At 68.5% G+C, this 23,616-nt stretch carries 23 protein-coding genes and 2 pseudogenes; 14 read left to right on the forward strand and 11 right to left on the reverse strand.

The window, feature by feature from the left end:
- From FCN18_RS17230 to FCN18_RS17240, 3 genes are read left to right on the forward strand one after another with little or no spacing between them, the layout of a single operon-like run.
- The gene (locus FCN18_RS17230) at positions 1 to 852 is read left to right on the forward strand and encodes a metallophosphoesterase (protein WP_206077925.1); all 852 of its coding nucleotides are present in this window, start codon (positions 1 to 3) and stop codon (positions 850 to 852) included.
- Entirely contained in the window at positions 846 to 1,820 is a 975-nt protein-coding gene (locus tag FCN18_RS17235) for a carbohydrate ABC transporter permease (protein WP_228714009.1), read from the forward strand. The genes FCN18_RS17230 and FCN18_RS17235 overlap by 7 nt, the downstream gene beginning before the upstream one ends.
- A complete protein-coding gene (locus FCN18_RS17240) occupies positions 1,810 to 2,643 on the forward strand; it encodes a carbohydrate ABC transporter permease (protein WP_113642861.1) in 834 nt (277 codons plus the stop codon). Before FCN18_RS17235 ends, FCN18_RS17240 begins: the two co-directional genes overlap by 11 nt.
- On the opposite strand, the gene FCN18_RS17245 is transcribed toward FCN18_RS17240, so the two are convergent.
- Entirely contained in the window at positions 2,636 to 3,526 is an 891-nt protein-coding gene (locus tag FCN18_RS17245) for a LysR family transcriptional regulator (protein ID WP_137095599.1), read from the reverse strand. The genes FCN18_RS17240 and FCN18_RS17245 overlap by 8 nt on opposite strands.
- 20 nt (positions 3,527 to 3,546) lie before the next feature.
- On the opposite strand from FCN18_RS17245, the gene FCN18_RS40180 reads away from it, so the two are divergent.
- The 5 genes from FCN18_RS40180 (at position 3,547) to FCN18_RS39115 (ending at position 8,051) form a co-directional block, all read left to right on the forward strand.
- Positions 3,547 to 4,002 (forward strand): ferredoxin reductase domain-containing protein, encoded by a 456-nt coding sequence (locus FCN18_RS40180; RefSeq protein WP_407675780.1) that lies wholly within the window; start codon positions 3,547 to 3,549, stop codon positions 4,000 to 4,002.
- A gap of 115 nt (positions 4,003 to 4,117) precedes the next feature.
- Positions 4,118 to 4,789, forward strand: coding sequence for a TetR/AcrR family transcriptional regulator (locus FCN18_RS17255; protein ID WP_112273779.1), 672 nt, complete (start codon positions 4,118 to 4,120; stop codon positions 4,787 to 4,789).
- Between the two features lie 95 nt (positions 4,790 to 4,884).
- A complete protein-coding gene (locus tag FCN18_RS17260; RefSeq protein WP_137095600.1) occupies positions 4,885 to 5,802 on the forward strand; it encodes an ABC transporter ATP-binding protein in 918 nt (305 codons plus the stop codon).
- On the forward strand, positions 5,799 to 7,454 hold the full coding sequence (locus tag FCN18_RS17265) for an ABC transporter permease (protein ID WP_137095601.1): 1,656 nt from the start codon (positions 5,799 to 5,801) through the stop codon (positions 7,452 to 7,454). The genes FCN18_RS17260 and FCN18_RS17265 overlap by 4 nt, the downstream gene beginning before the upstream one ends.
- 435 nt (positions 7,455 to 7,889) lie before the next feature.
- Positions 7,890 to 8,051, forward strand: coding sequence for a BBE domain-containing protein (locus FCN18_RS39115; protein ID WP_158303134.1), 162 nt, complete (start codon positions 7,890 to 7,892; stop codon positions 8,049 to 8,051).
- A 3-nt stretch (positions 8,052 to 8,054) separates the two neighbouring features.
- Here FCN18_RS39115 and FCN18_RS17270 read toward each other — a convergent pair whose 3' ends face one another.
- From FCN18_RS17270 to FCN18_RS17295, 6 genes are all read right to left on the reverse strand, one after another.
- A complete protein-coding gene (locus FCN18_RS17270) occupies positions 8,055 to 9,803 on the reverse strand; it encodes an ABC transporter ATP-binding protein (protein WP_137095602.1) in 1,749 nt (582 codons plus the stop codon).
- Positions 9,800 to 11,464 (reverse strand): ABC transporter ATP-binding protein, encoded by a 1,665-nt coding sequence (locus FCN18_RS17275; protein ID WP_267285367.1) that lies wholly within the window; start codon positions 11,462 to 11,464, stop codon positions 9,800 to 9,802. Before FCN18_RS17275 ends, FCN18_RS17270 begins: the two co-directional genes overlap by 4 nt.
- Before the next feature lie 568 nt (positions 11,465 to 12,032).
- On the reverse strand, positions 12,033 to 13,022 hold the full coding sequence (locus FCN18_RS17280) for a helix-turn-helix domain-containing protein (RefSeq protein WP_112273768.1): 990 nt from the start codon (positions 13,020 to 13,022) through the stop codon (positions 12,033 to 12,035).
- Positions 13,023 to 13,104: 82 nt separating this feature from the next.
- The gene (locus tag FCN18_RS17285; RefSeq protein ID WP_206077926.1) at positions 13,105 to 14,295 is read right to left on the reverse strand and encodes a metal-dependent hydrolase family protein; all 1,191 of its coding nucleotides are present in this window, start codon (positions 14,293 to 14,295) and stop codon (positions 13,105 to 13,107) included.
- A gap of 65 nt (positions 14,296 to 14,360) precedes the next feature.
- Positions 14,361 to 14,708, reverse strand: a complete 348-nt coding sequence (locus tag FCN18_RS17290; RefSeq protein WP_112273764.1) for a hypothetical protein — start codon at positions 14,706 to 14,708, stop codon at positions 14,361 to 14,363.
- Between the two features lie 112 nt (positions 14,709 to 14,820).
- Positions 14,821 to 15,438, reverse strand: a complete 618-nt coding sequence (locus FCN18_RS17295; protein ID WP_137095603.1) for a TetR/AcrR family transcriptional regulator — start codon at positions 15,436 to 15,438, stop codon at positions 14,821 to 14,823.
- A gap of 886 nt (positions 15,439 to 16,324) precedes the next feature.
- On the opposite strand from FCN18_RS17295, the gene FCN18_RS17300 reads away from it, so the two are divergent.
- Positions 16,325 to 17,248, forward strand: a complete 924-nt coding sequence (locus FCN18_RS17300) for a universal stress protein (protein ID WP_158303135.1) — start codon at positions 16,325 to 16,327, stop codon at positions 17,246 to 17,248.
- A 265-nt stretch (positions 17,249 to 17,513) separates the two neighbouring features.
- Positions 17,514 to 17,852, forward strand: a complete 339-nt coding sequence (locus tag FCN18_RS17305; protein ID WP_112274805.1) for a hypothetical protein — start codon at positions 17,514 to 17,516, stop codon at positions 17,850 to 17,852.
- A gap of 232 nt (positions 17,853 to 18,084) precedes the next feature.
- On the opposite strand, the pseudogene FCN18_RS17310 reads toward FCN18_RS17305, so the two are convergent.
- The 4 genes and pseudogenes from FCN18_RS17310 to FCN18_RS17325 all read right to left on the reverse strand — a co-directional run.
- Positions 18,085 to 18,373, reverse strand: a pseudogene (locus tag FCN18_RS17310) (transposase); the annotation flags it as partial.
- An 18-nt stretch (positions 18,374 to 18,391) separates the two neighbouring features.
- A pseudogene (locus FCN18_RS40565) lies at positions 18,392 to 18,592 on the reverse strand (IS110 family transposase); the annotation flags it as partial.
- Between the two features lie 129 nt (positions 18,593 to 18,721).
- The gene (locus FCN18_RS17320) at positions 18,722 to 19,924 is read right to left on the reverse strand and encodes an FAD-dependent monooxygenase (RefSeq protein WP_137095604.1); all 1,203 of its coding nucleotides are present in this window, start codon (positions 19,922 to 19,924) and stop codon (positions 18,722 to 18,724) included.
- The gene (locus FCN18_RS17325) at positions 19,921 to 20,580 is read right to left on the reverse strand and encodes a TetR/AcrR family transcriptional regulator (protein WP_112273756.1); all 660 of its coding nucleotides are present in this window, start codon (positions 20,578 to 20,580) and stop codon (positions 19,921 to 19,923) included. The genes FCN18_RS17320 and FCN18_RS17325 overlap by 4 nt, the downstream gene beginning before the upstream one ends.
- 209 nt (positions 20,581 to 20,789) lie before the next feature.
- On the opposite strand from FCN18_RS17325, the gene FCN18_RS17330 reads away from it, so the two are divergent.
- From FCN18_RS17330 to FCN18_RS17345, 4 genes are read left to right on the forward strand one after another with little or no spacing between them, the layout of a single operon-like run.
- Positions 20,790 to 20,972 carry a hypothetical protein gene (locus tag FCN18_RS17330; protein ID WP_369973596.1) on the forward strand — a complete coding sequence of 61 codons (183 nt, stop codon included), beginning with the start codon at positions 20,790 to 20,792 and terminating at the stop codon, positions 20,970 to 20,972.
- Positions 20,965 to 21,438 carry a Clp protease N-terminal domain-containing protein gene (locus FCN18_RS17335; RefSeq protein ID WP_137095605.1) on the forward strand — a complete coding sequence of 158 codons (474 nt, stop codon included), beginning with the start codon at positions 20,965 to 20,967 and terminating at the stop codon, positions 21,436 to 21,438. Before FCN18_RS17330 ends, FCN18_RS17335 begins: the two co-directional genes overlap by 8 nt.
- 32 nt (positions 21,439 to 21,470) lie before the next feature.
- On the forward strand, positions 21,471 to 22,490 hold the full coding sequence (locus FCN18_RS17340) for an ATP-binding cassette domain-containing protein (RefSeq protein ID WP_228714011.1): 1,020 nt from the start codon (positions 21,471 to 21,473) through the stop codon (positions 22,488 to 22,490).
- Positions 22,487 to 23,284, forward strand: coding sequence for an ABC transporter permease (locus FCN18_RS17345; protein WP_137095606.1), 798 nt, complete (start codon positions 22,487 to 22,489; stop codon positions 23,282 to 23,284). Before FCN18_RS17340 ends, FCN18_RS17345 begins: the two co-directional genes overlap by 4 nt.
- Positions 23,285 to 23,616: the final 332 nt, after the last annotated feature.

Below are 23,616 nucleotides of genomic sequence, written 5' to 3' on the forward strand. Positions count from 1 at the left end.
GTGGGCACCGGGCCGGATCTCACCCTGGTGCAGCTGACCGATACTCACCTGCTGCCCGAGGGAGCGCTGATGCACGACGTGGTCGACACGGCGGCGAACCTCGTCGCGGCGCTGGAGATGATCGAGCGGTCGGATCTGCCGGTGGCGGCTCTGCTGCTCACCGGCGACCTCGCCGACAACGGCGCTCCCTCCGCCTATCGCAGGCTGCGGGAGGCGGTGGAGCCCGCCGCCCTGCGGCTCGGCGCAAAGGTGATCTACACGATGGGCAACCACGACGAGCGCGGCGCCTTCCGCGCCGAAGTACTTGGCGAGGAGCCATCAACAGCGGACTACAACACGGTGACCCTGGTCGGCGGCCTGCGCGTCGTGTCGCTGGACAGCAGTGAGCCGGGGCAGCACGACGGGCATCTGTCCGGTGAGCAGCTCGACTGGCTGGCCGACGTGCTCGCCCACCCCGCGCCGTCAGGCACCGTGCTGGTGTGTCACCACCCGCCGCTGCCCTCGCCGGTGCCGACCGTGCACCTGCTGCGGTTGCGTGGCGCGGAACGGCTGGCCGGGGTGGTCGCGGGCAGCGACGTCCGGCTCGTCGTGACGGGGCACGCCCACCACGCGGGCTGCGGGGCGCTGGGCGGCGTGCCGGTGTGGGTCGGGCCCGCACTGGCCTACGGCGTCGCGGCGGTGCCGCCGAAGGGCAGGCTGAGGGCGGGCGCGGACGCGGCGTTCAGCCGCATCGACGTCTTCGGCGAGCAGGTCGTCGCCACCGCGGTGCCGCTGTCGCGGGCCGAGGGCGTGTACGACGTCGCGGCCGCCGAGCGGGTGCGGCTGGTGCGTGAGGTCGTCGGCGCATGGTGAGCGGCGCCTTCGTGGAGGTCCCTGCACCCGTGCGCAGCCGGGAGGCGTGCGCGGCGGGCATGACGGACACTGTGCCCGCCTCCCCGGCGCCGTGGCAGCGGGTGCGCCGCATCGCGCCGCCCTACCTCTACCTCCTGCCGGCCGTGGTGCTGCTCATCGTGTGGACCTACCAGCCACTGGCCCAGACGTTCGTGCTCTCGACCTACTCGTGGAACCTCGTGCCGAGCACACCGATGGTCGACGTCGGGCTCGGCAACTACGAGCGGTTGCTCAGCTCGCCGGAGCTCGGCCGTTCGGTCTGGCGCACGGTGATCGTGATCCTCGGGATGCTGCCGTTCACGCTCGTGATCCCGGTGGCGGTCGCGCTGCTCACGCGGCGGGTGCGTGGCCGGGCGCAGGGCGTTTACCGGGCCCTGGTGTTCGCGCCGATGCTCGTCGCGCCGGTGGCCGGTGCCGCGGTCTGGCAGTGGCTATTGGACCCCTCCGCCGGCGCCGTCAACCGTGTGCTCGGCACCGACGTGAACTGGCTCAACACCGCGGGGACCGCGCAGCTGTCGATCATCGTGATCACTGGCTGGCACGTCGTCGGGTTCGCCGTGCTCGTGGTGACGGCGGGGCTGGCGGGGATCAATCCCGACTACGCCGCCGCGGCGCAAATCGACGGAGCCTCGCGAAGCCAGGTGACGCGCTGGATCACGGTGCCGCTGCTCTCGCCGACACTGGCGTTCCTGGTGCTGATGACTGTGCTGCTGTCGGCGCAGTGGACGTTCCCGCTGATCGACACCCTGACCCAGGGCGGGCCGGTCGGGTCGACCACCAACCTCTACTACCTGCTCTGGGAGTACGGCTTCCGCAGCCACGACGCGGGCCTGGCCGCCGCGGCCGGTGTGCTGTTCTTCCTCGGCTTCATTGTGGTGGCCGCGCTGCTGACGCGGCTCGCGGAAAGGCTGAGCCACCATGACGACTGACGAGGTGGCGGGGGAGTCGTCCCGGGGAAGGCGGCTCGGCGGGCACGTCGTGCTCGGGGTGCTGAGCCTGGCGTGCGTGTTCCCGATCTACTGGCTCTACGCGACGTCGCTGCGCGCGCCGCAGGACGTGTACTCGCTGTCGGTGCTGCCCTGGCCGTTGTCCACGGCGAGCTACACGGAGGCGTTCGCGAAGAACGACGTACTGGGCATGCTGTTCAACACCGGGGTCATCGCGGTGTTGAGTGCCCTGGGACAGTTGCTCGTGGCGTTGCTCGCCGCCTACGCCTTCGCGGCATGGCGATTCCCACTGCAACGGCTGCTGTACCTGATGTTCGTCGGCACGTGGCTGGTGCCGTTCCAGGCGACGATGCTGCCCAACTACGTGCTGCTGTCGCGGCTGGGCTTGCTGGAGACCCTCGCCGGGGTGATCATCCCGACCCTGTGTTCGGCGCTCGGCGTGCTGTTGCTGCGGGAGCACCTGAACGGCTTCCCGAAGGAGCTGCTCGACGCGGCGCGCATGGACGGCCGTTCGTCGTGGAGTACGTTGTGGACGGTCGTGGTGCCGGCGCTGCGGCCCGCGCTGGCCGCGCTGGGTATCCTGCTGGCGATCAGCGCGTGGAACGAGTACTTCTGGCCGGCGATGGTGCTGCAGCGGAGCAACGCCGTGGTGCAGCTCGGGCTGCGCAGTTTCATGGGCACCGAGGGCAACGACTGGGGCCCGCTGATGGCCACGGCCGGCCTGGCGTGCCTTCCGGTGTTCGTGCTCTACCTCGTCCTGCAGCGGCACATCGTGAACGCCTTCGTGCGCTCGGGTCTCAAGTAGGCGTGCCGGGCAGGCAGGCGAGGAAGGCGTCCACCAGCGGGTTCTGCCCGTCCGCCCACACGGCGTAGAGGTCGAGCATCGGGACGGGGTCGTACAGGGCGACCGAGGTGGTGCGGGGGCTGCCGGGACTGCCGCCGAAGGCGCCCCGCGCCGCTGAGGCGAACCCGACGATCGGCTTGATGGCCGTGAGGATCGCCGTGGCGCCGGGGTCGTCGACTTCGTCGGCGATGGTGAGCTGGATGCCGCTGCTCTGGGCGGCGGAGAGGATGGTGTCGTACATCGCGGCCGACTGCGCGCGGTTGAACAGCACGCAGGACTCGTCGGCGAGTTCCCCGAACGGTACGCGCTGACGGCCCGCCCAGCGGTGTTTCTCGCCGACGATGGCGACCAGCGGGACGCGCAGCAGGCGGCGGCTGCGCAGGGTCGTCGAGTTCGGCCTGCCGTACACCATCGCCACGTCGAGCTTGCCATCGGCGAGCGCCGCCAGCTGCGGTCCGGTGCGCATCTCGAACATCTCGACGTCGACGGCGGGTCGGCGGCTGTCCAGCGCGGTGAGTGCGCCGGGAAGGACACGCTGTCCCGCGGGGAAGTTGTACCCGATACGCAGGGTGCCCGCACTTCCCGTCGCGGCGGCACGGGCCGCTTTTCCCGCCTGGTCCACCCTGGCCACGATGTCGCGGGCGAGGTCGAGGAACGCCTCACCCGCCGGGGTCAGCCGCACCTCGTGCGAGTTGCGCGCGACCAGTTCGACGCCGACGGCGCGTTCCAGCCTGCGCAAGTGCTGGCTCAGCGACGGCTGGGCCAGGTGCAGACTCGCCGCGGCGCGGCCGAAGTGCAGTTCTTCGGCGATCGCGAGAAACGAGACCAAATGGCGCAGTTCCACGTCCGAACGGTAGCCACGGTGTGCGAGCACCCGGTGAACACCGGGCGTCGAAGTGGCGTCGTGGGCCGGACGTTTGGGACGGGGCCGAGCCCGATGACGAAGTCCTGCACGCGATCGAGAGGACGGGAAGCACGCCAGGACAGGCCGGCCTGCTCGACCTGTCCGCCGAGCTCGGCAACCCTCGGCCCGGCACCGCGGTCTACTGCTGCGGACCGGAACCACTGCTCGCCGCGGTCGAACGCGCCTGCGCGGCGTGGCCGGCGGGAATACTGCACGTCGAACGGTTCTTCGCCCGGCCGGACGTCGCCCTCGGCGGAGTCCCCGATCACCGGGACAGCGTGCTCACGGAGAGCGAACGCGCGGGCAGTCGGTCGCTGATTGCGGCAGTCGCAGTCGACCAGCAGATCCCGGATCTCGAGGCTCGCCCGCGCGGCGTCGCGGGGCGCTGTCCCGGTCGGCTGCCGAGCGAGCCGTGACCGTCGGGGAGGTGGCCCGTGTGCCCAGACGGTCCGCCGATTCTTACGCGTTCTTGATGCCTCGTCGCCTTTCGGGGCATTGCGCCCGCGTTGAACACCTGTTTAACCTGCTGGGGTGTCATCGGACAGTGGACCAGGCCGTCGCCGTGACGGGGAACTGGCCACCGTCGACCGCATCCGCGACGCTGCCATCGAGCGCTTCGGTCGCGACGGCTTCGGCGCGGGCCTGCGGGCCATCGCCGCCGACGCGGGCGTAGCGGCGGGCCTGGTCGTGCATTACTTCGGGTCGAAGCAAGGTTTGCGGCGAGCGTGCGACGAGCATGTGCTGTCCATCATTCGCCACGAGAAGACCAAAGCGCTGACCGACGGCAGCGGCTCGATGATGTTCGCCCAGCTGGCCGAGGTGGAGCGGTTCGCTCCGTACCTGCTGTACCTGCTGCGTAGCCTGCAGGCGGGCGGAGAACTGGCCGGCGCGTTGATCGAGCAGATGACGGCCGATGCGGAGCAGTACCTGGCGGAGGGCGAGGCGGCCGGGGTGGTCCGGCCGAGCCGGGACCGGGCAGCGCGTGCCCGTTACCTTGCCTATCAATCCACGGGCGGCATGCTGTTGTGGTTCACGTTGCACGGCTCGAGCGGCGACCCGGAGTCCTTCCGGCGGTTGTTCCGCCAGTACGTCGACGAAATCACCCCAGCCGCCGTGGAGCTGTTCAGCCAGGGCCTGCTGATCGACCGGTCGATGCTAGACGCCTTCCTGATGTACGTGCCGGATCCCCCGGCGCAGGACTGACCGGCGACTTCCGGTCGGCTCACTCCATCACCTCACCCTGATCTCACCACCCGGTGCTGCTCAGTACGGCCCTGGGTTCTCACGCGAGGAAAACCATGAGCACTGCCATTGATATTCGCCAGATCGTCAAGACCTTCGGCCACGTCACCGCCCTGGACGGGCTCGATCTCACCGTGCAGACCGGCCAGGTGCACGGGTTCCTCGGCCCGAACGGAGCCGGAAAGTCCACGACCATCCGTATTCTGCTCGGCTTGCTGCGAGCCGACTCCGGTACCGCCCGGTTGCTCGGCCGGGACCCGTGGGCTGATGCGGTCGCCCTGCACCGCAGGCTCGCCTACGTACCCGGTGACGTCGAACTGTGGCCGAATCTCACCGGCGGCGAGGCCATCGATCTCTTCTCCCGACTGCGAGGAGGCGTCGCTCCGGCGCGCCGTGACGAGCTGTGCGAGCGGTTCGATCTCGACCCGAGCAAGAAGGGCCGCACCTACTCGAAGGGCAACAGGCAGAAGGTCGCCCTCATCGCAGCGCTGGCCAGCGACGTCGAGCTCCTCGTGCTGGATGAGCCGACCGCTGGCCTGGATCCCTTGATGGAGGCGGTGTTCCAGGACTGCATCCGCGAGGTCAAGACCGCCGGCCGCACCGTCTTGCTTTCCAGTCACATCCTGGCCCAGGTGGAGGCACTCGCCGACCAGATCTCCATTATCCGCCAGGGCCGCATCGTGGAGACCGGGTCGCTCGCGCAGCTGCGCCACCTGACCAGGACCTCCGTCGAGGTCATGACGGACCGGTCGACGACCGTACTGGCGGATCTGCCCGGCGTGCACAACCTGCGTTCCACCAACGGATACACACAGTTCGAAGTGGACGGTGAACATCTCGCCACCGTCGTCCGGCGGCTGGGCGAACTCGGCGTGCACGGGCTGACCGCGCACCCACCGACACTCGAACAGCTGCTGTTGCGCCATTACGGCGACCAGCTCGGCCACGACGACGCCAAGGCGGTGACCCGATGAGCACCACCCTCGAACGGCCGCCTTCGCGCGCCGGCACCGAGAGCGCAACGCTGGCGGGCACCGGCACTCTGGTGCGGTTCATGCTGCGCCGGGACCGGATCCGGTTCCCCGCCTGGGCGGTGGGCTTGCCGTTGCTGATGGCCTACTTCGCCGTCGCTCTGGAAAGCCTCGCCGGCACCCCCGAGGATCTGCAGGGGCTCACCTCGTTCACCTCCAGCCCGGCCGGCGCGCTGTTCGGCGGTCCGGGCTTCGGTTTCGACCAGCTCACCCTCGAGCGGTTCCTCGTCGGGCAGTACGGGCTCTACATACTCGTCGGCGCAGGCCTCATGGGCCTGCTCACCGTCGTGAGACACACCAGGGCCGAGGAACACACCGGCCGAGCGGAGCTGGTCAGGGCGAACGTCGTCGGCCGCCACGCCCAGCTCACCGCCGCGCTGGTCCTGACAACACTGATGGCGGTGCTGGCCACGGTGCTCATCGCCCTGGTCATGACCAGCCGCGGGTACGACGCCGGTGGGTCGCTGCTGTTCGGCGCCTCGGCCGGTGCCGTCGTGGTGGCGTTCGGCGCCATCGGGGCCGTCACCGCCCAGCTGTCGGAATACCCGCGGGCGGCAGCCGGTTTCGCCGGAGCCCTGCTCGGCACGGCTTTCGTCCTGCGCGGCCTCGGCGACATGGCAGCCGTTCAGGGCAGCGGACCGTCCTGGCTGTCCTGGCTGTCCCCGATCGGCTGGTCGCAGCAGACCGCCCCCTACACCCACGACGACTGGTGGCCCCTGGCACTCTGCCTCGTCTTCAGCGCAGCCGTGACGGCCGCCGGGTACGCGCTCTCGGCACGCCGCGACTTCGGCGCGGGCCTGATCCCACCGCGGCCCGGTTCGCCCAGGGCGGCCGCATGGCTGAGCGGCCCGCTCGCGCTCTCGTTCCGCCTGCAACGCGCCGGACTCATCGGCTGGAGCCTGGCGCTGCTGGTCGGCGGCGTCGCCTACGGCTCGTTCACCCAGCCGCTGCTCGAGGGGTTCCAGGACGCGCCCGAAGACCTGCTCGCGGTCATGGGTGGGTCAGAGAACATGCTCGCCGGATATCTCGGTCTGATGGGCTTCTTCATGGCGCTGGTGGTCACCATCTTCGTCATCCTCGCCGTCCATGGGCTGCGCGGCGAGGAAACCGAGGGCCGGGCCGAACCGGTTCTGGCCACGGCGGTCGGCCGATCCGCGTGGATCGGCAGCTACCTGCTCGTGTCGGCCATCGGCGCGCCGTGGCTGCTGCTGGTGGCGGGCCTGGGCATGGGGCTCGGCGCCGCCGTCAGCACGGGGGACAGCGGCCTGGTCGCCGACCTCGTCGCCGGTCACCTCGCCCACACGCCCGCCGTGTGGCTCGTGCTCGCCATCGCCGCACTGCTCTACGCGGCGGTGCCGCGCGCGCTGCCGGCGGCCTGGGCGGTACTGGGATACGGACTCATCGCCGGTATGTTCGCACCGATGCTGAACCTGCCCGACGAGGTCATCAGGATCTCCCCGTTCGGGCACATCGGCGACTACCCACGCGACGACATCTCGATCACGGCCGTGCTCATCCTCACCCTGCTCGCCGCCGCAGGCGCCGCCGCTGCCATCGCCCGGTTCCGACGCCGGGACCTGGTGACGACCGCATGACAGATGCGTCGGACGTCGAGCCGTCTCCACGGACCCGGTATGCGGGACCGGCTCGCGTTGCTGGTTGACCGGCGTCTCACGGTGTCGCGGGTACAGCTGACTTCGTCCGGTCCGCCGTCGTGGTTGCGCCATCGTGGCGGTCTGCCTCGATCATCGCGATCGCCGCGACGTGGACGATCCTGCTGATCGGCTTCGCCGGCTGTGCCGCGACACTGGCCCTGCACCCGGACGCGCGCGGACAGCGCACGTCCGTGCAGGTCGCCTTCATGACCGTCCGGCGTGGGACGGGAATCCACGCCGGAACCGGTCCTGGCGGGCTGTCGCGGCCGGGGCCGGTCGCACGGCGGCTCAGGCCTGCCTCCTCGGCATCGAGCGGCGGCGTTGCCGTGTCGATGTCGGGCCGTACGCAGGGGTTCCGACCGCACATCGGCGTGCATGGCCTCTGCCACCTCGCCAGACCCGTCGGCGGCAGGCCGGCCGACCGGCCAGTCCTCCGTGGCACTGGTCGGTGACCCGCCGCTGCAGAAGGCCAAGCGGGATTGGGATCCGTTGAACAGCTTCCACCACACTCTCTCCGTGCGGGCGGCCGACGACTGAGCCTCACGCCGTGATGTGCCAGCTGCGGGCGTGCTCGTACTGGTGGTACAAGCGGGCGAAGGTGCCCTCGGCGTCGCGCAGTTCGGCCGGGGTGCCGATCTCGGCGATCCTGCCGCCGTCCAGCGCGATCACCTGGTCCGCCGTGGCGAGCGTGGTGGGCCGGTGGGCGATCACGATCACCGTGCGTCCAGGGTCGTCGGAAAGGGCCGCGATGGCCTGGCTGATCGCGCTCTCGTTCTCCGGGTCGAGCGCCGATGCCGCCTCGTCGATGAGTACGATCGGCGCTCGCTTGAGGAAGGCGCGGGCGATGGAGACCCGTTGCCGCTCGCCGCCGGAGAGCTGCGCGCCGGCCTCGCCGACGCGCGTCTGCCAGCCACCGGGCAGCCGTTCGATCACCTCGTCCAGCCGGGCGTGCCGCGCCGCGTCCTCCAGTTCCTCCCAGGTGGCGTCCGGCCGGGCGATCCGCAGGTTCTCCTCGATGGTGGTGTCGAAGAGGTAGACGTCCTGGAACACGATGGCGATGTTCTCCAAGAGGACCGGGTGATCCAGTTCGCGCACGTCGACGGTGCCGACGCGCACATTGCCCGAGTCGATGTCGAAGAACCGGGCGATGAGCCGGGTGACCGTGGTCTTTCCGGAGCCGGACGGCCCGACCAGCGCCGTGGTCGTGCCGGGCGGGCAGCGGAACGACACCTCGGACAGCGCGGGTTTCTCGCCCGCGTCCGGGCCCCCGTAGGAGAAGGTCACGTCGGCGAACTCGATGCTGGCGTCCTCGAGCCGGCGAACCGGGTTCGGGCTGTGCGGCAGCGAAGGGGTGCGCAGGACGGACTCGACCCGCTCGCTGAGGTAGTCCATCGCGCCGAGACCCGAGGCGTGGTCCACCATCGCGCCGAGCGGTTCGAGGAAGCGGACGGCCAGCACCAGCAGGGCGATGGTGTCCGGAATGGACAATGTTCCGCTGAGCAGGAACTGCACGCCGAACACGAGGACGGCAACGTACCCGGCCATCACCACACCGCTGTAGGACAGGTCCGGAAACAGCATCCGGTGCAGGCCGCGGCGGTAGCGGTGGCGGTGGTCGTCGAGCGCGTCGCGCATGCGGACGCTGCCGGTGGTGGCGTGGCCGGCCGCGCGCAGCACGGGCTGGGCCTGGCCGAACTCGATCGCCCGGCTGGCGACCTCGTTCGCGGCGATCTCCATGTCGTCCGACACAGCGGCGACGGTGCGCCAGGAGCGGCCCAGCGCGACCAGCGCGATGGGCAGGGTGACCAGCAGGAGCAGCGCGAGGCGCCAGTCCACCACGAAGGTGACCCCGATGATGGTGGCCGGCACGAGCGTGCAGGTGATGGCCGGACCCCCGATCGTCGCGGTCAGCTGGGAGAGGGTACCGGCGACACTGGTGACGGTGCGGGAGAACTGGCCCTTCTTGTCGGCGGTGAACCAGCCGAGCGGCAGCGTGGTCACGTGCCGCATCAGGTGGTGCCGGAGTTGCACCGCCAGCTTCATGGCCGCCGCGAACCCGACCGGGGTCGCGATCACGCTGAGTACGGCGTAGGCGACGAGGCCGATCGCGCCGATGATCAGCCAGGGGGTGGCGGCGGCGAAGTCGGGCTCGGGCTGCAGCAGGGCCCGCAGGATCGGCACCAGCAAGCCGAGCAGCAGTCCCTGCAGTACCGCGAGGGCGGCGGTCAGCGACCACAACTGGACCAGCAGGCCGGGGTGTGGCCAGAGCCGGTAAAGCCGACGGATCATGCGGTGTCTCCGTTCTGCTGTGCGCGCCACATGCGGGCGTACAGCCCGCCGGAGGCGAGGAGTTCGTGGTGGGTTCCGGACTCGGCGACGCTGCCCTCGTCGAGCACGAGGATCTGGTCGGCGGCGGCGATGGTGTGCAACCGGTGCGCGATGACGATCACCGTCTTGCCGGCCACCAACTCCGACAACGCGTCCTGCACCGCGGTCTCACTGTCCGGGTCCAGCGAGGCGGTGGCCTCGTCCAGCACCACGATCGGCGCCCCGGACAGGATCGCGCGGGCGATGGTCAACCGCTGCCGCTCCCCGCCGGACAGCCCACCCTTGCCGCTGTCCAGCACGGTGTCGTAGCCGTGCGGCAACTGCTCGATCACCGGATGGATCTGGGCGGCCTTGGCCGCCTGGCGAACCTCGTCGTCGGTGGCGTCGGGCCGGCCGATCCGGATGTTCTCGGTCACCGTGTCCCGCAACAACACCACGTCCTGGAACACCAGCGACATCGACGAGAGCAGGGTCTTCGAGGAGATCTCCCGCACGTCCACCCCGCCGATCCGGATCGCGCCCCCGGTCACGTCGTAGAACCGCGGCAGCAGGCTGGCCACAGTGGACTTGCCCGCGCCGGAGGGGCCGACGATGGCGGTGACCGTGCCCGGCTCACACACCGCGCTGACTCCGTCCAGCGCGTTGGTCACCCCGTCATAGGAGAACGACACCCGATCCAACTCCACCCGATACCCCCGCGGCTCCCTCGGCTGTTCCGGCTCCGGCAGCGGCGGCTTGGACAGCAGCCGGTCGAGGTTGCCCGCGGACACGCGTGCCATGCGCACGCCCTGCGCGCCGTGGATCATCGGGGTGAACGAGGTCGGCAGGCCGATGCCGACGATCAGGAACGGCAACAGGTCGGGGACCGTCAGCCAGCCCGCGCCGACGAAGCCGAGCCCGGCGGCCATCACCACGCCCAGCACCGCCATCTCCGAGCCGAGCACCCGGTTCATCGCGGAGCTGGCCCGGTTTCCCGCCAGCCAGGCCCGGTAGGCCGCGGTGTGCTCGCGCATGGCGTCGTCGAAGCGACCCAGCACCTTGCCCTCGGTGCCGCCGAACGCCTTGACCACGGTGATCCCGTCGACGTACTCGACACTGGCGGCGCTGATCTGCCCCTCGGCGGCGAGCAGTCGCGACATGTGGGCCGGCAGCGAGCGCATGGCGAGCCGGTAGGTGATCACCGCTGCCACCGGGATGGCGACGGTTATCAGCGCCATCCGCCAGTCCACGAACACGAGGTAGCCGATGCCGACGGTCAGCGCCGCGGCCGCGCCGACCAGCGCTCCCAGGGCATGCGCGATCAGCTCGTGCATCTCCTCGATGTCACTGGTCATCGCCTTCTTCACCTGGCCGGAACCGGCCGATCGGAACCAGCCGAGCGGCACGACGCCGAGGCGCCGCACGATCTGGACCCGGAGGTGGTGCAGCATCTCCGCGTCGGCCTTGTGTCCCACGTGGGTGCACAACCCGAGCAGCAGCAGGCGCAGCAACGCGCCACCGGCCCCGATGCCGGCCCAGGTCCACGCCGTCCCGGCCACAGACCCGAGGCTCGGCGCGCCGAGCACCGCCCGCGCGATCTCCGCGATGGCGACGAACGGGGCGAACCCGGCCGCCGCTGCCACCGCCGACAGCACGGCGGTGGCAGCGGCGGCCGTACCGGCCGCAGCATGTTCGCCGCGTCCCGGATCGGCAACATGCGCGGGGCCTCGGTTTCCTGGTTGTCCGGTGGCGCGGGAGGGTCCGGCCGCACTGCCTCCGTGGTCGTCATAAGCCTTCCTCGTCTTACTGATCGGGTCGCGCCGCCAGTGCCTTACAGTGACTGACCGACGGTCAGTCACTGTAAGGCTAGTCTAACCTAAGGTCAACTCCCGGCCGGGTGGTGTGTTCCCGAAGAAAAGCGAGCCCCCGGCCGTCACAGGCGCAGGCTCGATTGCGCTCTGGTCCCGCTATGCCGGAGCCCGTGGTATCCGGAGTGACGGCATGATCATCCTGCGGGGCGGTAGGCCTCTTCCCGGCCCAGATCGAAAACTCGATCTGGGCAGCGAAGTCCTCTCGTCACACTTCATCCTCGAACCAGAACGAAGAGGGCGGTGGACGAACTCACCGTCTGCATTGAACAAGAGGTCATCGGGTCTTCAGTACACATTCAGCTGGAAAACCCGGGCGCGCTTCCGCAAAGCCCACGCAAGCTCAAACGGCTCTACGATCTCCGATCACAACCTCGGTGATGGCGGCGCCGTGATGGCGCCGGAACTCGCGCGGAGACATGCCGAACTGTGCCTTGAACGTTCGGGCGAAGTGCGACGCGTCGTGGAACCCAAAGCGACTGCGAATCGCCGACACCGGTTCGTCCGCCAGGAGCGGATCAGTCAACTCCCGGGCGCAGCGCTCGAGCCTGCGGGCGCGAATCCAAGCAGCCACAGTGGTCCCATGTCGCTGGAACGCCTTCTGCAGGTGCCGAGGCGAGACGTGCAGGGCAAGGGCGACACTGGTGGTGTCGAGTTCCTCCTCTCCAAGCCGTTGGTCGATCAATCGGCGAGCTGAGGAGAAGATCGCATGCGAGCTGGCGGTCCTCGCAGGGGACGGGAGTTCGGCGAGCACAGCGCCGACCAGTTCAACAAACGCGCTCTCGACCATTCGAATGGAGGCGCCGCCCATTAAGCCCGAACGACTCATCTCCGCCATCATATGAGTAAGGAGCCGTGCTGGCATCGAACGACCGCTGATCCGCAGCGCGGTGAGTTGACCGATCTCTGCCTGCGGAAATGCGATCAGGGCTCGCGGAACCATGGCGACCCGCATTGCGAATGGCTCGTCGAAGGCGAGTGTGTACGGCTCGCTGGTGTCATAGATCACGAGGTCGCCGGGGAAAAGTGTCGCTGTCCGGGCACCTTGATCCACCCGCCCCATCCCTCGCAGCTGAAGGCTGAGTTTGACCGCGCGCGGGTCGCTGCGGGCGATGCTGGCTACGCTTCGCTCCACGGTCACACGGCGCCCGGAAACGTCGCTCACCTGAACCGATCGGTAGGCGACCGACGAAAGCGTCCCCCGGAAATCACGAGCATCGCTTGCCGACTGGGTGCGAGCCGTGAGCGGTACGAACCCCTGGGAGATCACATCGTTCCACTCGAGTAGCCCGACAGGAGGCGCGGGTGCGTCACGAGTCTCTCGATCCACCATGTCACCCTCCGGTACACGGGCTGCTTGTGGGCGCTTGCCTACCAGATGGTAGACAGTGTCGAGAGATTAGCCCCGCGTATACTCACACCGCAACCGCGTGGGTGCCTTTCACCAGCCGGCCACCGATCCAAACCTGCTCGACCACAGTCGGATCAGCGAGTCGGTGGGCCTCCGTCAGTGGGTTGATCGACAGCGCGATCATGTCCGCGTCGTATCCGGTGACGAGCTGGCCAGTCAACGGTGCCTGCGGTCCGAGCGTTGCCGGCCCCACGGCCGTCGCCGATCGGATCGCCGCGAGCGGGCTCATTCCGAGTCGTACCAACCGTTTCAGCTCAGCACCATGAGAACCCCAGCTCACCGGACTGGCGCCGAAGGCGTGGCTTGTCACCGCATCCGTTCCAAGAGCGACCTCAACTCCACGCTCGATCGCCCGCGCGATCGACTCGTTGTGCCGGGCCGCCGTCCGTTCTAGGGCGCTTCGCGCTTCGTCCGCAAGCCCCGGAATGCTAGTGAAATGTTCGACAACCCCGCATGTTGGCACAAGGATCGTTCCGGTCTCCCGCATCGCGTCGCACGCTTCGTCGTCGAGGTCGCTGCCGTGTTCAATGGTCCGAACCCCCGCTTGGACCGCAGCGAGGATGCCAGGACGCCCTACCGCGTGGGCCGCGACGATGCGATCCGCGAGCCCGGCGGTCTCGACGATCGCCCTGAGCTCCTCCGGCGTGAACTGCAGCTGACTTGGATTGTCGATGAGTGTGCCCATCGTGCCAGATGCGCACACCTTGATCAGTCGCGCAGATCGGCGCAGTTGCTCGCGCACCGCTCTCACGCAGTCCGAAACACCATCGCAGATCCTCGATTCGATTCGCACCCCGGGATCGCGCTCGCCAACCAGCCGCAACGGTAGGGACGGTACGTCCCCATGGCCGCCGGTCGGGGTAAGGATCGCACCCGCTCCATAGATCCGGGGCCCGACCACCGACCCCTCGTTGACCGCCTCGGCGAGGTCGACGCCCAACCCCCCGAGGTCTCGGATCGAGGTGACACCCGCGTCGAGGGCCGCCCGAAGATCAGCGACCGATCGAGCAGCTCGCACAGCTACAGGCGTCAGGGCGATGGCGACGTGATCAAGCATCTTCGCTCCGAGGAGATGCGCGTGGGCATCCCAAAGGCCAGGCATAAGGGTATGAACCCGCGCCTCGGCCGGTTCAGCGGTGACCTCGTCGGGCGCGTTCACCGTCGGACCTGCGTACACGATCTTGCCATCGGCCACCGTGAGGGTAGCGCCGGGGACGGGTTCCCCGTCCCCGGGAATGAGCAGCTCCGCGTCAATGCGCATCAGCGGGCTGACCAAGTAATCAGCGGTTCAGGCAGACCATAGGTCGGCGGGCCCTCGAGATCCGCCCCGGTGCATTCGCGCAGCCGCGACTTGAACCAGACGTCGAAGGGCCGCTTGGACGCAGCCATCAGCTCCGCGCTCTTGGCGAAATCGAGGCTTTCGATGTAGCCGATCAGGGTCGCACCCTCCTCACGGCCATCGAGGAACCAGTGCTCCTTTACGATGCCAAGCGCGGCTTGGGAGTCAGCGAGCTCATCGAGCCGGTCCGGAAGCTCGTTGCTCAGAAACTTCCGTGTGTCGTCCACACGGTCCGGCTGCACGGGAAGCGACAGGCAGATGTAGTCCATGTTTGCTCCAATCGTCGTCGACGTCGAAGCGACGCCGTTCGGAACCAATACTGGTCGGACACCCACCTAGTGAGTTGACTCGCAGCGACCTAATCTTGTGCAGAACGCGACCTCAATGCCCGGTCGAGGAAGCAGGCGTGAGCAGCGCCCGGATTGCTCGCATCGATGGCGGGGGCGTGTCTTGCGACGGCCAAGTCGACCATCCGGTGATCGCCGCGAGAAGCAGGTCGGTGACCGCCTCAACGTCGAAACCGGACGGAAGTCTCCCCATATGGACGGCCCGCTGAAGGGCGACCTCGGTGACCGAGCGCCACGCGGCGTGCCTGTCACCGAGACGCGCCGCCAGCAAAGGATCCGTACGGCTTTGCCGGATCAGTTCCCCCAGCACGACACCGATGTCGGGGCGTGAGGCGAACCGCTCGTGCGTCACCTCGAGGACGCGGACAAGATCACCGACCGGATCCGCACTTGCGGGATCCAACTCGATCCCAGTCAGGATCTCATGATCGAGAGCATAATCGACCACAGCCGCCAGCAGGTCGCCCTTCGTGGCGAAATGGTGATGAAGACTGGGATGGCTCACACCGACACGTTGAGCGAGGTCGCGCATTCGAAGCCCGCCGATCCCGTTCTCAGCGACGACCGCCAACGCGCAGCGCAGGATCGTCTCGCGCCGACCGCCAGGTTGAGGGCGCTGGCCTGGTGATTCACTTCGTCGCTCGACTGCCACGAAACGACGTTACACCGAGGCCGTTCGCGAGCTGCCAGGAATCGTGCGGCGACGGCAAAGTCAAGCTGGCACCGGTCCGACTGACGTCGGCGTCAAATCGCGGACTCGAACCCGGCTGCCACTGAGCGGCAGCCGCCCCTTGGTGTGTCGTGAGCGGCGCGTGCACTGTGGTCTGCGGAAACACCAATGACCGCAAGGGGAAATCATGTCTTGGGACACGCGCGAGTCGGTGCGCTTGGCGATGTCGAGCTGACATACCGCGTCGTCGGTGACGGCGCCGAGCCCGCGTCGGGAAAGTAGCGACCGCAGCCGAGCAGGTCCCGTTTCTTACAACGGTTAACCCAGGACTCGGCCGTCCCCGACGGACGCGACATCGAGCGCGAACCGTCCCACTTCCAGCGATGCAAGTGCACGCCGCCGGAACTCAAGCGGGTAAACTCTCGGTACGGCACACGATGTCCATCACGAGATCGTCGAACCCTGCCTCTCCCTCACTCCCGTATCCATCACCGGCTTGCGCGGCGACCTTGTGGGCTGCGGCGGCTGCTTCGGGGTGGGCGGCGGCGTCGTTGCCTGCCCGGCGAGCCTGGAAGGCGTGCCGCGGCGTCCGGGCCAAGGTTTTGGCGGTGCGTGCCGCGCGCGTGGCTTCGTGCGCTGAGCACCGAGCCGTTGCGGCGGACGCTCTTGCACGTGCGGTCTCGGCTTCTGCGACGTTGGCGTAACTGCCACTTCGTCGGCGGCGCTCGCCGCACGGTCGGCGCCGTTCGGCGCGTTGGCCGTGATGGCGAGTCTGGGACGCAGGCACCTCTGGGCGTGATGTGTTCAATTCCGACGAATCGGGCATCCCTGGATCGCAAGCCGGAACCGGGCACGAAGGATGAGAGGAATGACGAACTCAGCTCCTACGCAGGGGCCGGTTGTGGTCGGCTTCGACGGGTCGGACGGCGCCGGACTGGCACTGCGCTGGGCCGTGGCCGAAGCGGCCCGGCGGGATCGGCGCCTGCTCATCGCGCAGGTCTTCGAGTGGGCGCCACCGGCCGTGGAGGACCGGGTCACGGCGGCCGACTTCGACGGCGAGCTGATCCGCCGGCACGCCAGGCAGCTGCTCGAGGATGCCGCCGACGAGTGTCGCCGCATGGCTCCGGAGGTCACCGTTGAAACGGCGGCTCCCGAGGGCCCGGCCGCGGCGACGCTGGCCCGCGTTGCAGCCGATCGCGAGGCCCCGCTACTGGTGATCGGTTCATCCGGTATCAGCGCCTTGCCCCGCGTGTTGCTCGGATCCACAGCAGCTGACCTGGCCCGCTCGGTGGACGTGCCGTTGGTCGTGGTCCGGACGGGGCCTGACGGCGACGAGTTGGACACCGAGGTCGCCGACCACGCACCGGTGATCGTCGGCGCGGACGGTTCGGCGAACAGCGATCCGGCCGTGGGATTCGCGTTCGACTTCGCCCACCGCCACGGTGTCCCGCTGCGTGCCGTGCACGCCCTCTCGGATCTCCCGCCGAACCTGCTGACCACCGGACCCGTGGCCGGCCTCGGTCCACAGGTCGGGAAGGGCGGCATGCAGCCGGGAGTGTCACGGCAGCTCGACCAGCACGGGACCGCGTATCCCGATGTCGATGCCACACTGGCCGAGGTGCCGAATCCGCCCGCTCATGCCCTGCTGGACGCTGCCCAGGATGCGCGGCTGCTCGTGGTCGGCAGCCACGGCCGCGGCCGTGTCCGCCGTGCTTTCCTCGGGTCGGTCAGCCACGCCGTGCTGTACCACGCTCCGTGCCCGGTCGCGGTGCTGCGGTCCGACAGGCCGTGACCGCCGTCGATAGCGGGCCCATCAACGGGGTCGTTCGTGCGGCTGCCCCGGCGGGCTGACGGTGCCATTGCCACGGTCTAGTGGCATCGCGGGGCGGGTGTGACACGGCCACGACGTGGTAGCCGTAAGGAAGCACGGAAGGAGCTTGTCGGCACGCGCGAGAAACAAGCGGCAACACCTTTCGCTGGACAGCCTCGGCCACGAGGGCGCCGAGTCGTTCGCGTTGTCGGCCCATCAGGACAGGAACACAGGACGGAGGAACCACGTGTCCGGCCATACCAACTCACCGCTGCCCGGCTACGATCATCTGCCGCAGAGCAGCATTCAACACCGGATCCGGTCTCTCGACAAAGATCAGCTCGCCGCGTTACGGGAGTACGAGCGCGCGCACGCGGGACGTCCCGCTGTGCTCGACATGATCGCGGCGCGAGTGGAGCAGCTCGAGCAGGGAGCCAGTCCCTCGCCCGGCGATCAGGAGCGCCAGCCGGAGGTACCGCCGGCTCCGGACGGCACGTCGCCGGTCGGCTGGTCCACGTCCGCCGAACCGACCGCGCCACCACGGCACGGCCGGTACGACCAGACGTCACGTCGCGAGCGGCCCTGACGTCCAACCCGGTGGATCGCCGGGTGGCCGACGCCGCCGGGCCATTGAGTGACACACACGCTGCCGATGCCCCTGCGCGTTCCGCCCGAGGCCGGTGAGCAGTTCGTGGCAGGCTCGTTCGCGCCGGCGGCAAGTCCGCCCAGGCGCCGGCTGGCGGCCACCGACCACCAACGCGTCGCGCGCTGCCCACCGTGGGCACGGCGCTGGTCCTGTTGTTCGCGGCGGGGTGTCCCTATGTGGTTTTCAAGCCGCCGCGGACGTGGCCTTGGGTTGCGGGGGTTCGGTAGTAGGTGCGGTTGCGGAGCATGGCGAAGAGCACGTCGCAGCGGCGGCGGGCCAGGCAGATGAGGGCGGCGTTGTGTTTCTTGCCCTCGGCTCTCTCGCAAGTCGTAGTAGGCCCTGCTGGTCGGGTCGTGCAGGGCGGCGAATGCGGCCAGGAAGAACGCCCGTTCGAGCTTGCGGTTGCCGGTGCGGGCGGGGTGTTCGCCCTTGAACGAGCTGCCGGAAGTGCGGGTGACGGGGGGCGATTCCAAGCCGGAGAAGTATTCCCGCACCAGGGACCGGAGCTCGTTGGATACCCTGGTGCGCCGCCAAATCGCGTCCTGGTGGCCGCGAGCCAGCACAGCGATGATCCGGGCCAGTCCGGTGTCGGAGGGCAGCGGCCGGTGAGCATGCATATCGGTGCACAGGATGTTGGCCAGCGTCATCGCGTCCGCGTGATCGGACTTCGATTGCGGGACCGTTCGGCACCCATTAGTTCACGCGGCGGGGTGGTCCGGGAGTGCGGCCAGGTACGCGGCGTGCGCCTCGAGAGAGGCGCCGCCGCGGCGTAGCGGCTCGCCCACACACCGTCTCTGATCACGATGCCGTCAGACACCTCTGCGGGTGCCGGTGGAGAGGTCGATGGCCTCAGCGGCATTCGACACCTTGGAGCTGAACCTGCTGAGGGTGGAGAGCAGGGGCGCCGCCTTGATGAGCAGATTGCGGGTCGCGATTCCCCAGCGCGAGCGTGGTGCGATGAAGGACAGTCCTGGGTCGGCGATCGCGTGGTTCGCCGCGACGAACGGACGCATGCGTGCCTCGTACGCGGCAAGGGCGGTCTCGGGGCTGTCGTGTCGTGCCAGCTCTTCGGCGAGGACGTGGGCGCCGACGATGGCGAGGCTGGAACCTTGACCGGACATCGGCGAGGGGCAGTACCCGGCGTCGCCGACCAGTGTGACGCGGCCCTGGGACCAGCGGTCGATCTTGATCTGGGTGACCGAGTCGAAATAGAAGTCGGTGGCACGCTCCATCTCCGCCAGGATCGTGTCGGTCTCCCATCCCATCCCATCGAACGTGGACCGCAGATGTTCCTGTTGCAGAACGGGATCGCGGCGATCGATCTCGGTCTCGTCGTTCACGCGATGCAGGAGCAGTGCCTTGGCGCCATCGGCGCGTGGGGTGTGGTACATCGCCGCGAGCCGGCCGGGGGTGTTGTACAGGCGCGCCTCGCGGTCGAGCTCCAGGGAGTTGGGCACGGTGAAGATGCTGACGTAGCTGCCAAGGAAGCGCCGGTAGGGAGCCTCCGGTCCGAACGCCAGACGTCGGACGTTGGAGTGCAGGCCGTCCGCTCCGACGACCAGATCGAACGTTCGTGGTTCGCCGCGCTCGAACGTGACGTCGACGCCTCCGTCGTGTTGCGTCAGTGCGGTGATCGTGTCCTCGTACAGATACTCGGTGTCCGTATCGGCCGACTCGTGGAGGAGCCGCACGAGGTCACCGCGCAGCACTTCCAGTGAACGTTCGCCAGGAGCGACGGTGGATGTGTCGAAGCCGGAGATGATCCGACCGCGGGAGTCGACGAACCCGCCGCGGGCGATCTCGCTGGTTGTGGCGCGCAGGTTTTCGAGGATGCCCATCCGGTGAGCGACGTCGATCGCCGCGCCACGTACATCCACGGCATAGCCCCCAGAGCGGGGAGCTGGGGCTCGCTCGACGATCGTGCCGCGTATCCCGTGCTCGTGGAGCCAGTAGGCGAGCGCCGGCCCGGCGATGCCTGCGCCAGATATGAGGACCTCACGCGCGGCGGTCATCGGACGTGGTCCTTGCCTTTCCCTGCTGATGTGCTCGCCGGAGGGTTACCGGTGTTGGCTCGAAGGTGGGCTGAGCTGCGCCCGACACCCCGTTCGAGGACAGCGAGTGCGCGGTCGATGGAGACCATGACGGGGGTCGACGCTCCGCTGAGCGACCAGTGCCGCATTGCGCCCAGGATGCCGCCGACGAGGGCGTTCACCTGAACGTGCGCTTCCAGGTCGTCATCCTGAGACGAACTGATCACTCCCACCAGGTGGCGGGCCAGGGCGTCGGCGTGAAGGGTGAGGGCGGCCTCGATAGCGGGGTTGGCGTAGATGAGTTTCAGGCGGCGTTCGAGCTGCGCGAGCTCGCGCTCGGTCATGGCCTCGAAGCTGGCGTGCAGGACTTGCCGGATGGCGTCGATTGGGTCGAGCGAAACCAGCCGCCGCCGGATCGGCTCCATCGCGGACTCGTCGTGCTCGTCCCAGATGACGAGCATCTCCTTGGTGCCGAAGTACCGGTAAAGCGTTCTGGGCGCGAATGCCGCCGCGTTCGCGACCTCCTCGATCGTCACGGCGTCGTAGCCGCGCTCCTCGAACAGGTCGAGCGCCGTGTCCTGTATTCGGTGCATCGCGTCGCGCTTCTTGCGAGCCCGCAGTCCGGACCCTTCGTACATGGCGGCTCCTTCTGTCAAGGCGTACTGCGTGCTTGACACCGAGTCGCACGCGCACCACGTTAGACAGTAGCAGCCTAAAGGCAGTCACTGCCACAAAGATCAGCAATTAGGAAACCTGAGTTGACAAAAGCCGGGTAGCAACATAGGTTGCTTAAATGAGTTCGCAAGTGACACCGCCAACGGGTGGAGTGGCAGACGAGCTAGCCGCCGTGATCGCCCTCCGTGAGCTGGCCGACCGACTCGAGGATGCCGCCGTGGAGCGTGCGATGCGCCAGGGCTGGGCTTGGGGTCAGGTCGCCGAGGCGTTGGGTGTGACCCGACAGGCTGTCAACAAGAAGCACCTGCGGCGCCTGGTCGCCGCAGGTGTTGAACTGAGGAGGAGAAATGGCTGATCAGAAGCTCAACAGGTCACTGACCCGCGTGCTGGAGTGCGCCATCGAGGAGGCGAGCGCCCGGAGGGCGCCCGCGGTCGAGGCGGAGCACCTTCTCCTGGCGCTCGCTTCCGACGAGGTACTCGCGGCCCGAAGGGTCTTGATCGAGGCTGGTCTGGACCGCGACGGCATCGAAGCCGCTCTGGACCGCGAGCGAACCGAGAGTTTGTCCGCGGTCGGGGTCGGCCCATTGGATGAGGAGCTGTTTACGGCAACGCCGCGCCAGACCCGGCCGGGTTGGGGAACCTCTACAAAGGAGGCCATCCAACGAGGCCGCGCGATCGGCGGGCAGGACGGCCGACGTCGTCCCGCTGAGACCGAGCTGTTGCTTGGCATCCTGACCGCCAGTCTCGGCACGGTCCCGCGCGCCCTCGCCTTCGCGGGTGTGGACCGCGAAAGCCTCCTTGATCGAGCACGAGCCGCCTGATCCCGGCCCAACCACCGAAAGCGACGACCCTCGTGATTGACACCCTCGCGCCTGCGCCGTCCACCCCCGCGACCGAGTGGGCGGTGCAGGCTCACGGTCTGACCAAGACCTTTGACGACCACCGGGCCGTCGACGGCCTCGACCTGAGCATCCGTACCGGCTCGATCTACGGGTTGCTCGGACCCAACGGTTCGGGCAAGACCACCACCGTCCGGATGCTCGCCACCCTGCTACGTCCGGATGCTGGCACCGCCCGGATCTTCGGCCACAACGTCACGACTCACGGCCACACCGTCCGGCAGCTCATCGGTGTCACCGGGCAATATGCCTCCGTCGACGAGAGACTCAGCGCCACCGAGAACCTCGTCATCTTCGCGCGCCTGTTGGGCCTCAGCCGTGCCGCCGCCCGTCGCCGCGCCGCGCAGCTGCTGGAGGAGTTCGACCTGTCCGACGCGGCCGGACGTGCGCTGAGCAAGTTCTCCGGCGGGATGCGACGCCGCCTGGATCTCGCCGCGAGCCTCATCGTCCGCCCACCCCTGATCTTCCTCGACGAGCCCACCACTGGCCTGGACCCCCGCAACCGGAACCGGATGTGGTCGGTCATCCGCCGCCTGGTCGAGCAGGGTTCCACAGTCCTGCTGACCACCCAGTACCTCGACGAAGCCGACCAGCTCGCCGACCGCATCATGGTCATCGACCGCGGCCGGGTCATCGCCGACGACACCCCGGACGAGCTCAAAGCCTCCGTCGGACGTTCAGTGCTTCTCCTGCGCCCCGACGTTCGAGCCGATCTGGACCGGGTTCGCGAGCGAGCCGAGGCCCTTCTCGGCACTCGCGCGACCGTCTCACCCGAAGCCGGCCGGGTCAGCGTGCCGCTGGAGAACCCCGACGCCGTCACCGACCTGCTCACCGACCTGCGCGGCAACGGTTTGCGGCTGTCCGAGCTGAGCGTGCAGAAGCCCACTCTCGACGAGGTCTTCCTCACCCTTACCGGCCACGCGGCCGAACCCGCCACCACTCCGAAGTCCACCACTGAAGAAGGCGCCCCATGACCACCGTCGCTCCCGCCTTGCGGCGTACCCCCAGCCCTGCGCAGGCGTTCCAGAGCACATGCACCATGGCCTACCGCGGATTGCTCACCATCAAGCGAACCCCAGAACAGTTTCTTGACGTCGTCGCCCAGCCGATCCTGTTCACCGTCCTGTTCACGTTCCTCTTCGGCGGGGCCATCGCCGGCGACACCGGCAGCTACCTGACCTTCCTGATTCCCGGCATCCTTGTGCAGAGCATCATCACCGCCTCCGTCGCCACTGGCGCCGGCCTGCGCGAGGACATGAACTCCGGCGTCTTCGATCGCTTCCGCACTCTCCCGATCGCCCGCATCGCACCGCTCGCCGGAGCCCTGCTCATCGACACGCTGCGTTACTCAATCGCCGCGATCACCACCTTCCTCGCCGGGTTCGCCCTTGGCTACCGCCCGGGCGGGGGCTTCGCCGCGATGGCCGGGGCGGCGCTGCTGGTGATCGGCTGCGCCTGGGCGCTGAGCTGGGTCTTCGCCTTCCTCGGCATCATTTCGCGCACCCCCGAGGCCCTCCAGGGCATCGCGATCTTCGTCCTCTACCCCCTCACCCTTCTGTCGGGTGCCTTCGTGCCCATCGACACGATGCCCGACTGGCTCCAGACGGCGGCATACCTCAACCCCATTACCTACCTCGTCAGCGCAGCCCGCGACCTCCTCAACACCGGCGCCATCGGCACCGACCTCAGCCTCTCGATCGTTGCCGCCATCGCGACGGTCATCGTCTTCGCGCCGCTGTCCGTCCGGGCGTACATGCGCAACACCTAGTGTGCTGTCCAGGGAGGTCGTCTCTCCCGGCGTCGGTGAGTCTGGGTGACAGGCGAAGGCCTCCGGTTGTGAAGTGGAGCTGCCGAGGAGCCGCTTCACCGACCGGAGGCCTTCGTGTCCCGAGACGGGATGCTCGACCGCAGCTCACACCCCATCCGAGTCCGACAAGGACCGCGCCTAGTTGTACCCGGCCAGGACGTTGGTAGCGGCGAGCCTGGTTGAACGGGCGAGAACCTCCGGATGGGATGTGGCTTGTCTAAGACCCACTCCGACCCGGAGGTTCTCGTGTCCCACGGTAGTGCCCGACTGGCTGTGCATGGTCGTCGACTGAT

The organism is Prauserella endophytica (assembly GCF_005146945.1).
In the GTDB taxonomy this organism is placed as follows: Bacteria; Actinomycetota; Actinomycetes; order Mycobacteriales; family Pseudonocardiaceae; genus Prauserella_A; species Prauserella_A endophytica.

Excerpts from the sequence above, each read along its gene's own strand:
- FCN18_RS17280 (WP_112273768.1), bottom strand. The coding sequence starts at position 13,022 with ATGGTGGATCGAGAGACTCGTGACGCACCCGCGCCTCCTGTCGGGCTA.
- FCN18_RS17320 (WP_137095604.1), bottom strand. The coding sequence starts at position 19,924 with ATGACCGCCGCGCGTGAGGTCCTCATATCTGGCGCAGGCATCGCCGGG.
- FCN18_RS17290 (WP_112273764.1), bottom strand. The coding sequence starts at position 14,708 with ATGGACTACATCTGCCTGTCGCTTCCCGTGCAGCCGGACCGTGTGGAC.
- FCN18_RS17265 (WP_137095601.1), top strand. The coding sequence starts at position 5,799 with ATGAGCACCACCCTCGAACGGCCGCCTTCGCGCGCCGGCACCGAGAGC.
- FCN18_RS17335 (WP_137095605.1), top strand. The coding sequence starts at position 20,965 with ATGGCTGATCAGAAGCTCAACAGGTCACTGACCCGCGTGCTGGAGTGC.
- FCN18_RS17240 (WP_113642861.1), top strand. The coding sequence starts at position 1,810 with ATGACGACTGACGAGGTGGCGGGGGAGTCGTCCCGGGGAAGGCGGCTC.
- FCN18_RS17270 (WP_137095602.1), bottom strand. The coding sequence starts at position 9,803 with ATGATCCGTCGGCTTTACCGGCTCTGGCCACACCCCGGCCTGCTGGTC.
- FCN18_RS17235 (WP_228714009.1), top strand. The coding sequence starts at position 846 with ATGGTGAGCGGCGCCTTCGTGGAGGTCCCTGCACCCGTGCGCAGCCGG.
- FCN18_RS17325 (WP_112273756.1), bottom strand. The coding sequence starts at position 20,580 with ATGTACGAAGGGTCCGGACTGCGGGCTCGCAAGAAGCGCGACGCGATG.
- FCN18_RS39115 (WP_158303134.1), top strand. The coding sequence starts at position 7,890 with ATGGCCTCTGCCACCTCGCCAGACCCGTCGGCGGCAGGCCGGCCGACC.
- FCN18_RS17260 (WP_137095600.1), top strand. The coding sequence starts at position 4,885 with ATGAGCACTGCCATTGATATTCGCCAGATCGTCAAGACCTTCGGCCAC.
- FCN18_RS17345 (WP_137095606.1), top strand. The coding sequence starts at position 22,487 with ATGACCACCGTCGCTCCCGCCTTGCGGCGTACCCCCAGCCCTGCGCAG.
- FCN18_RS17300 (WP_158303135.1), top strand. The coding sequence starts at position 16,325 with ATGACGAACTCAGCTCCTACGCAGGGGCCGGTTGTGGTCGGCTTCGAC.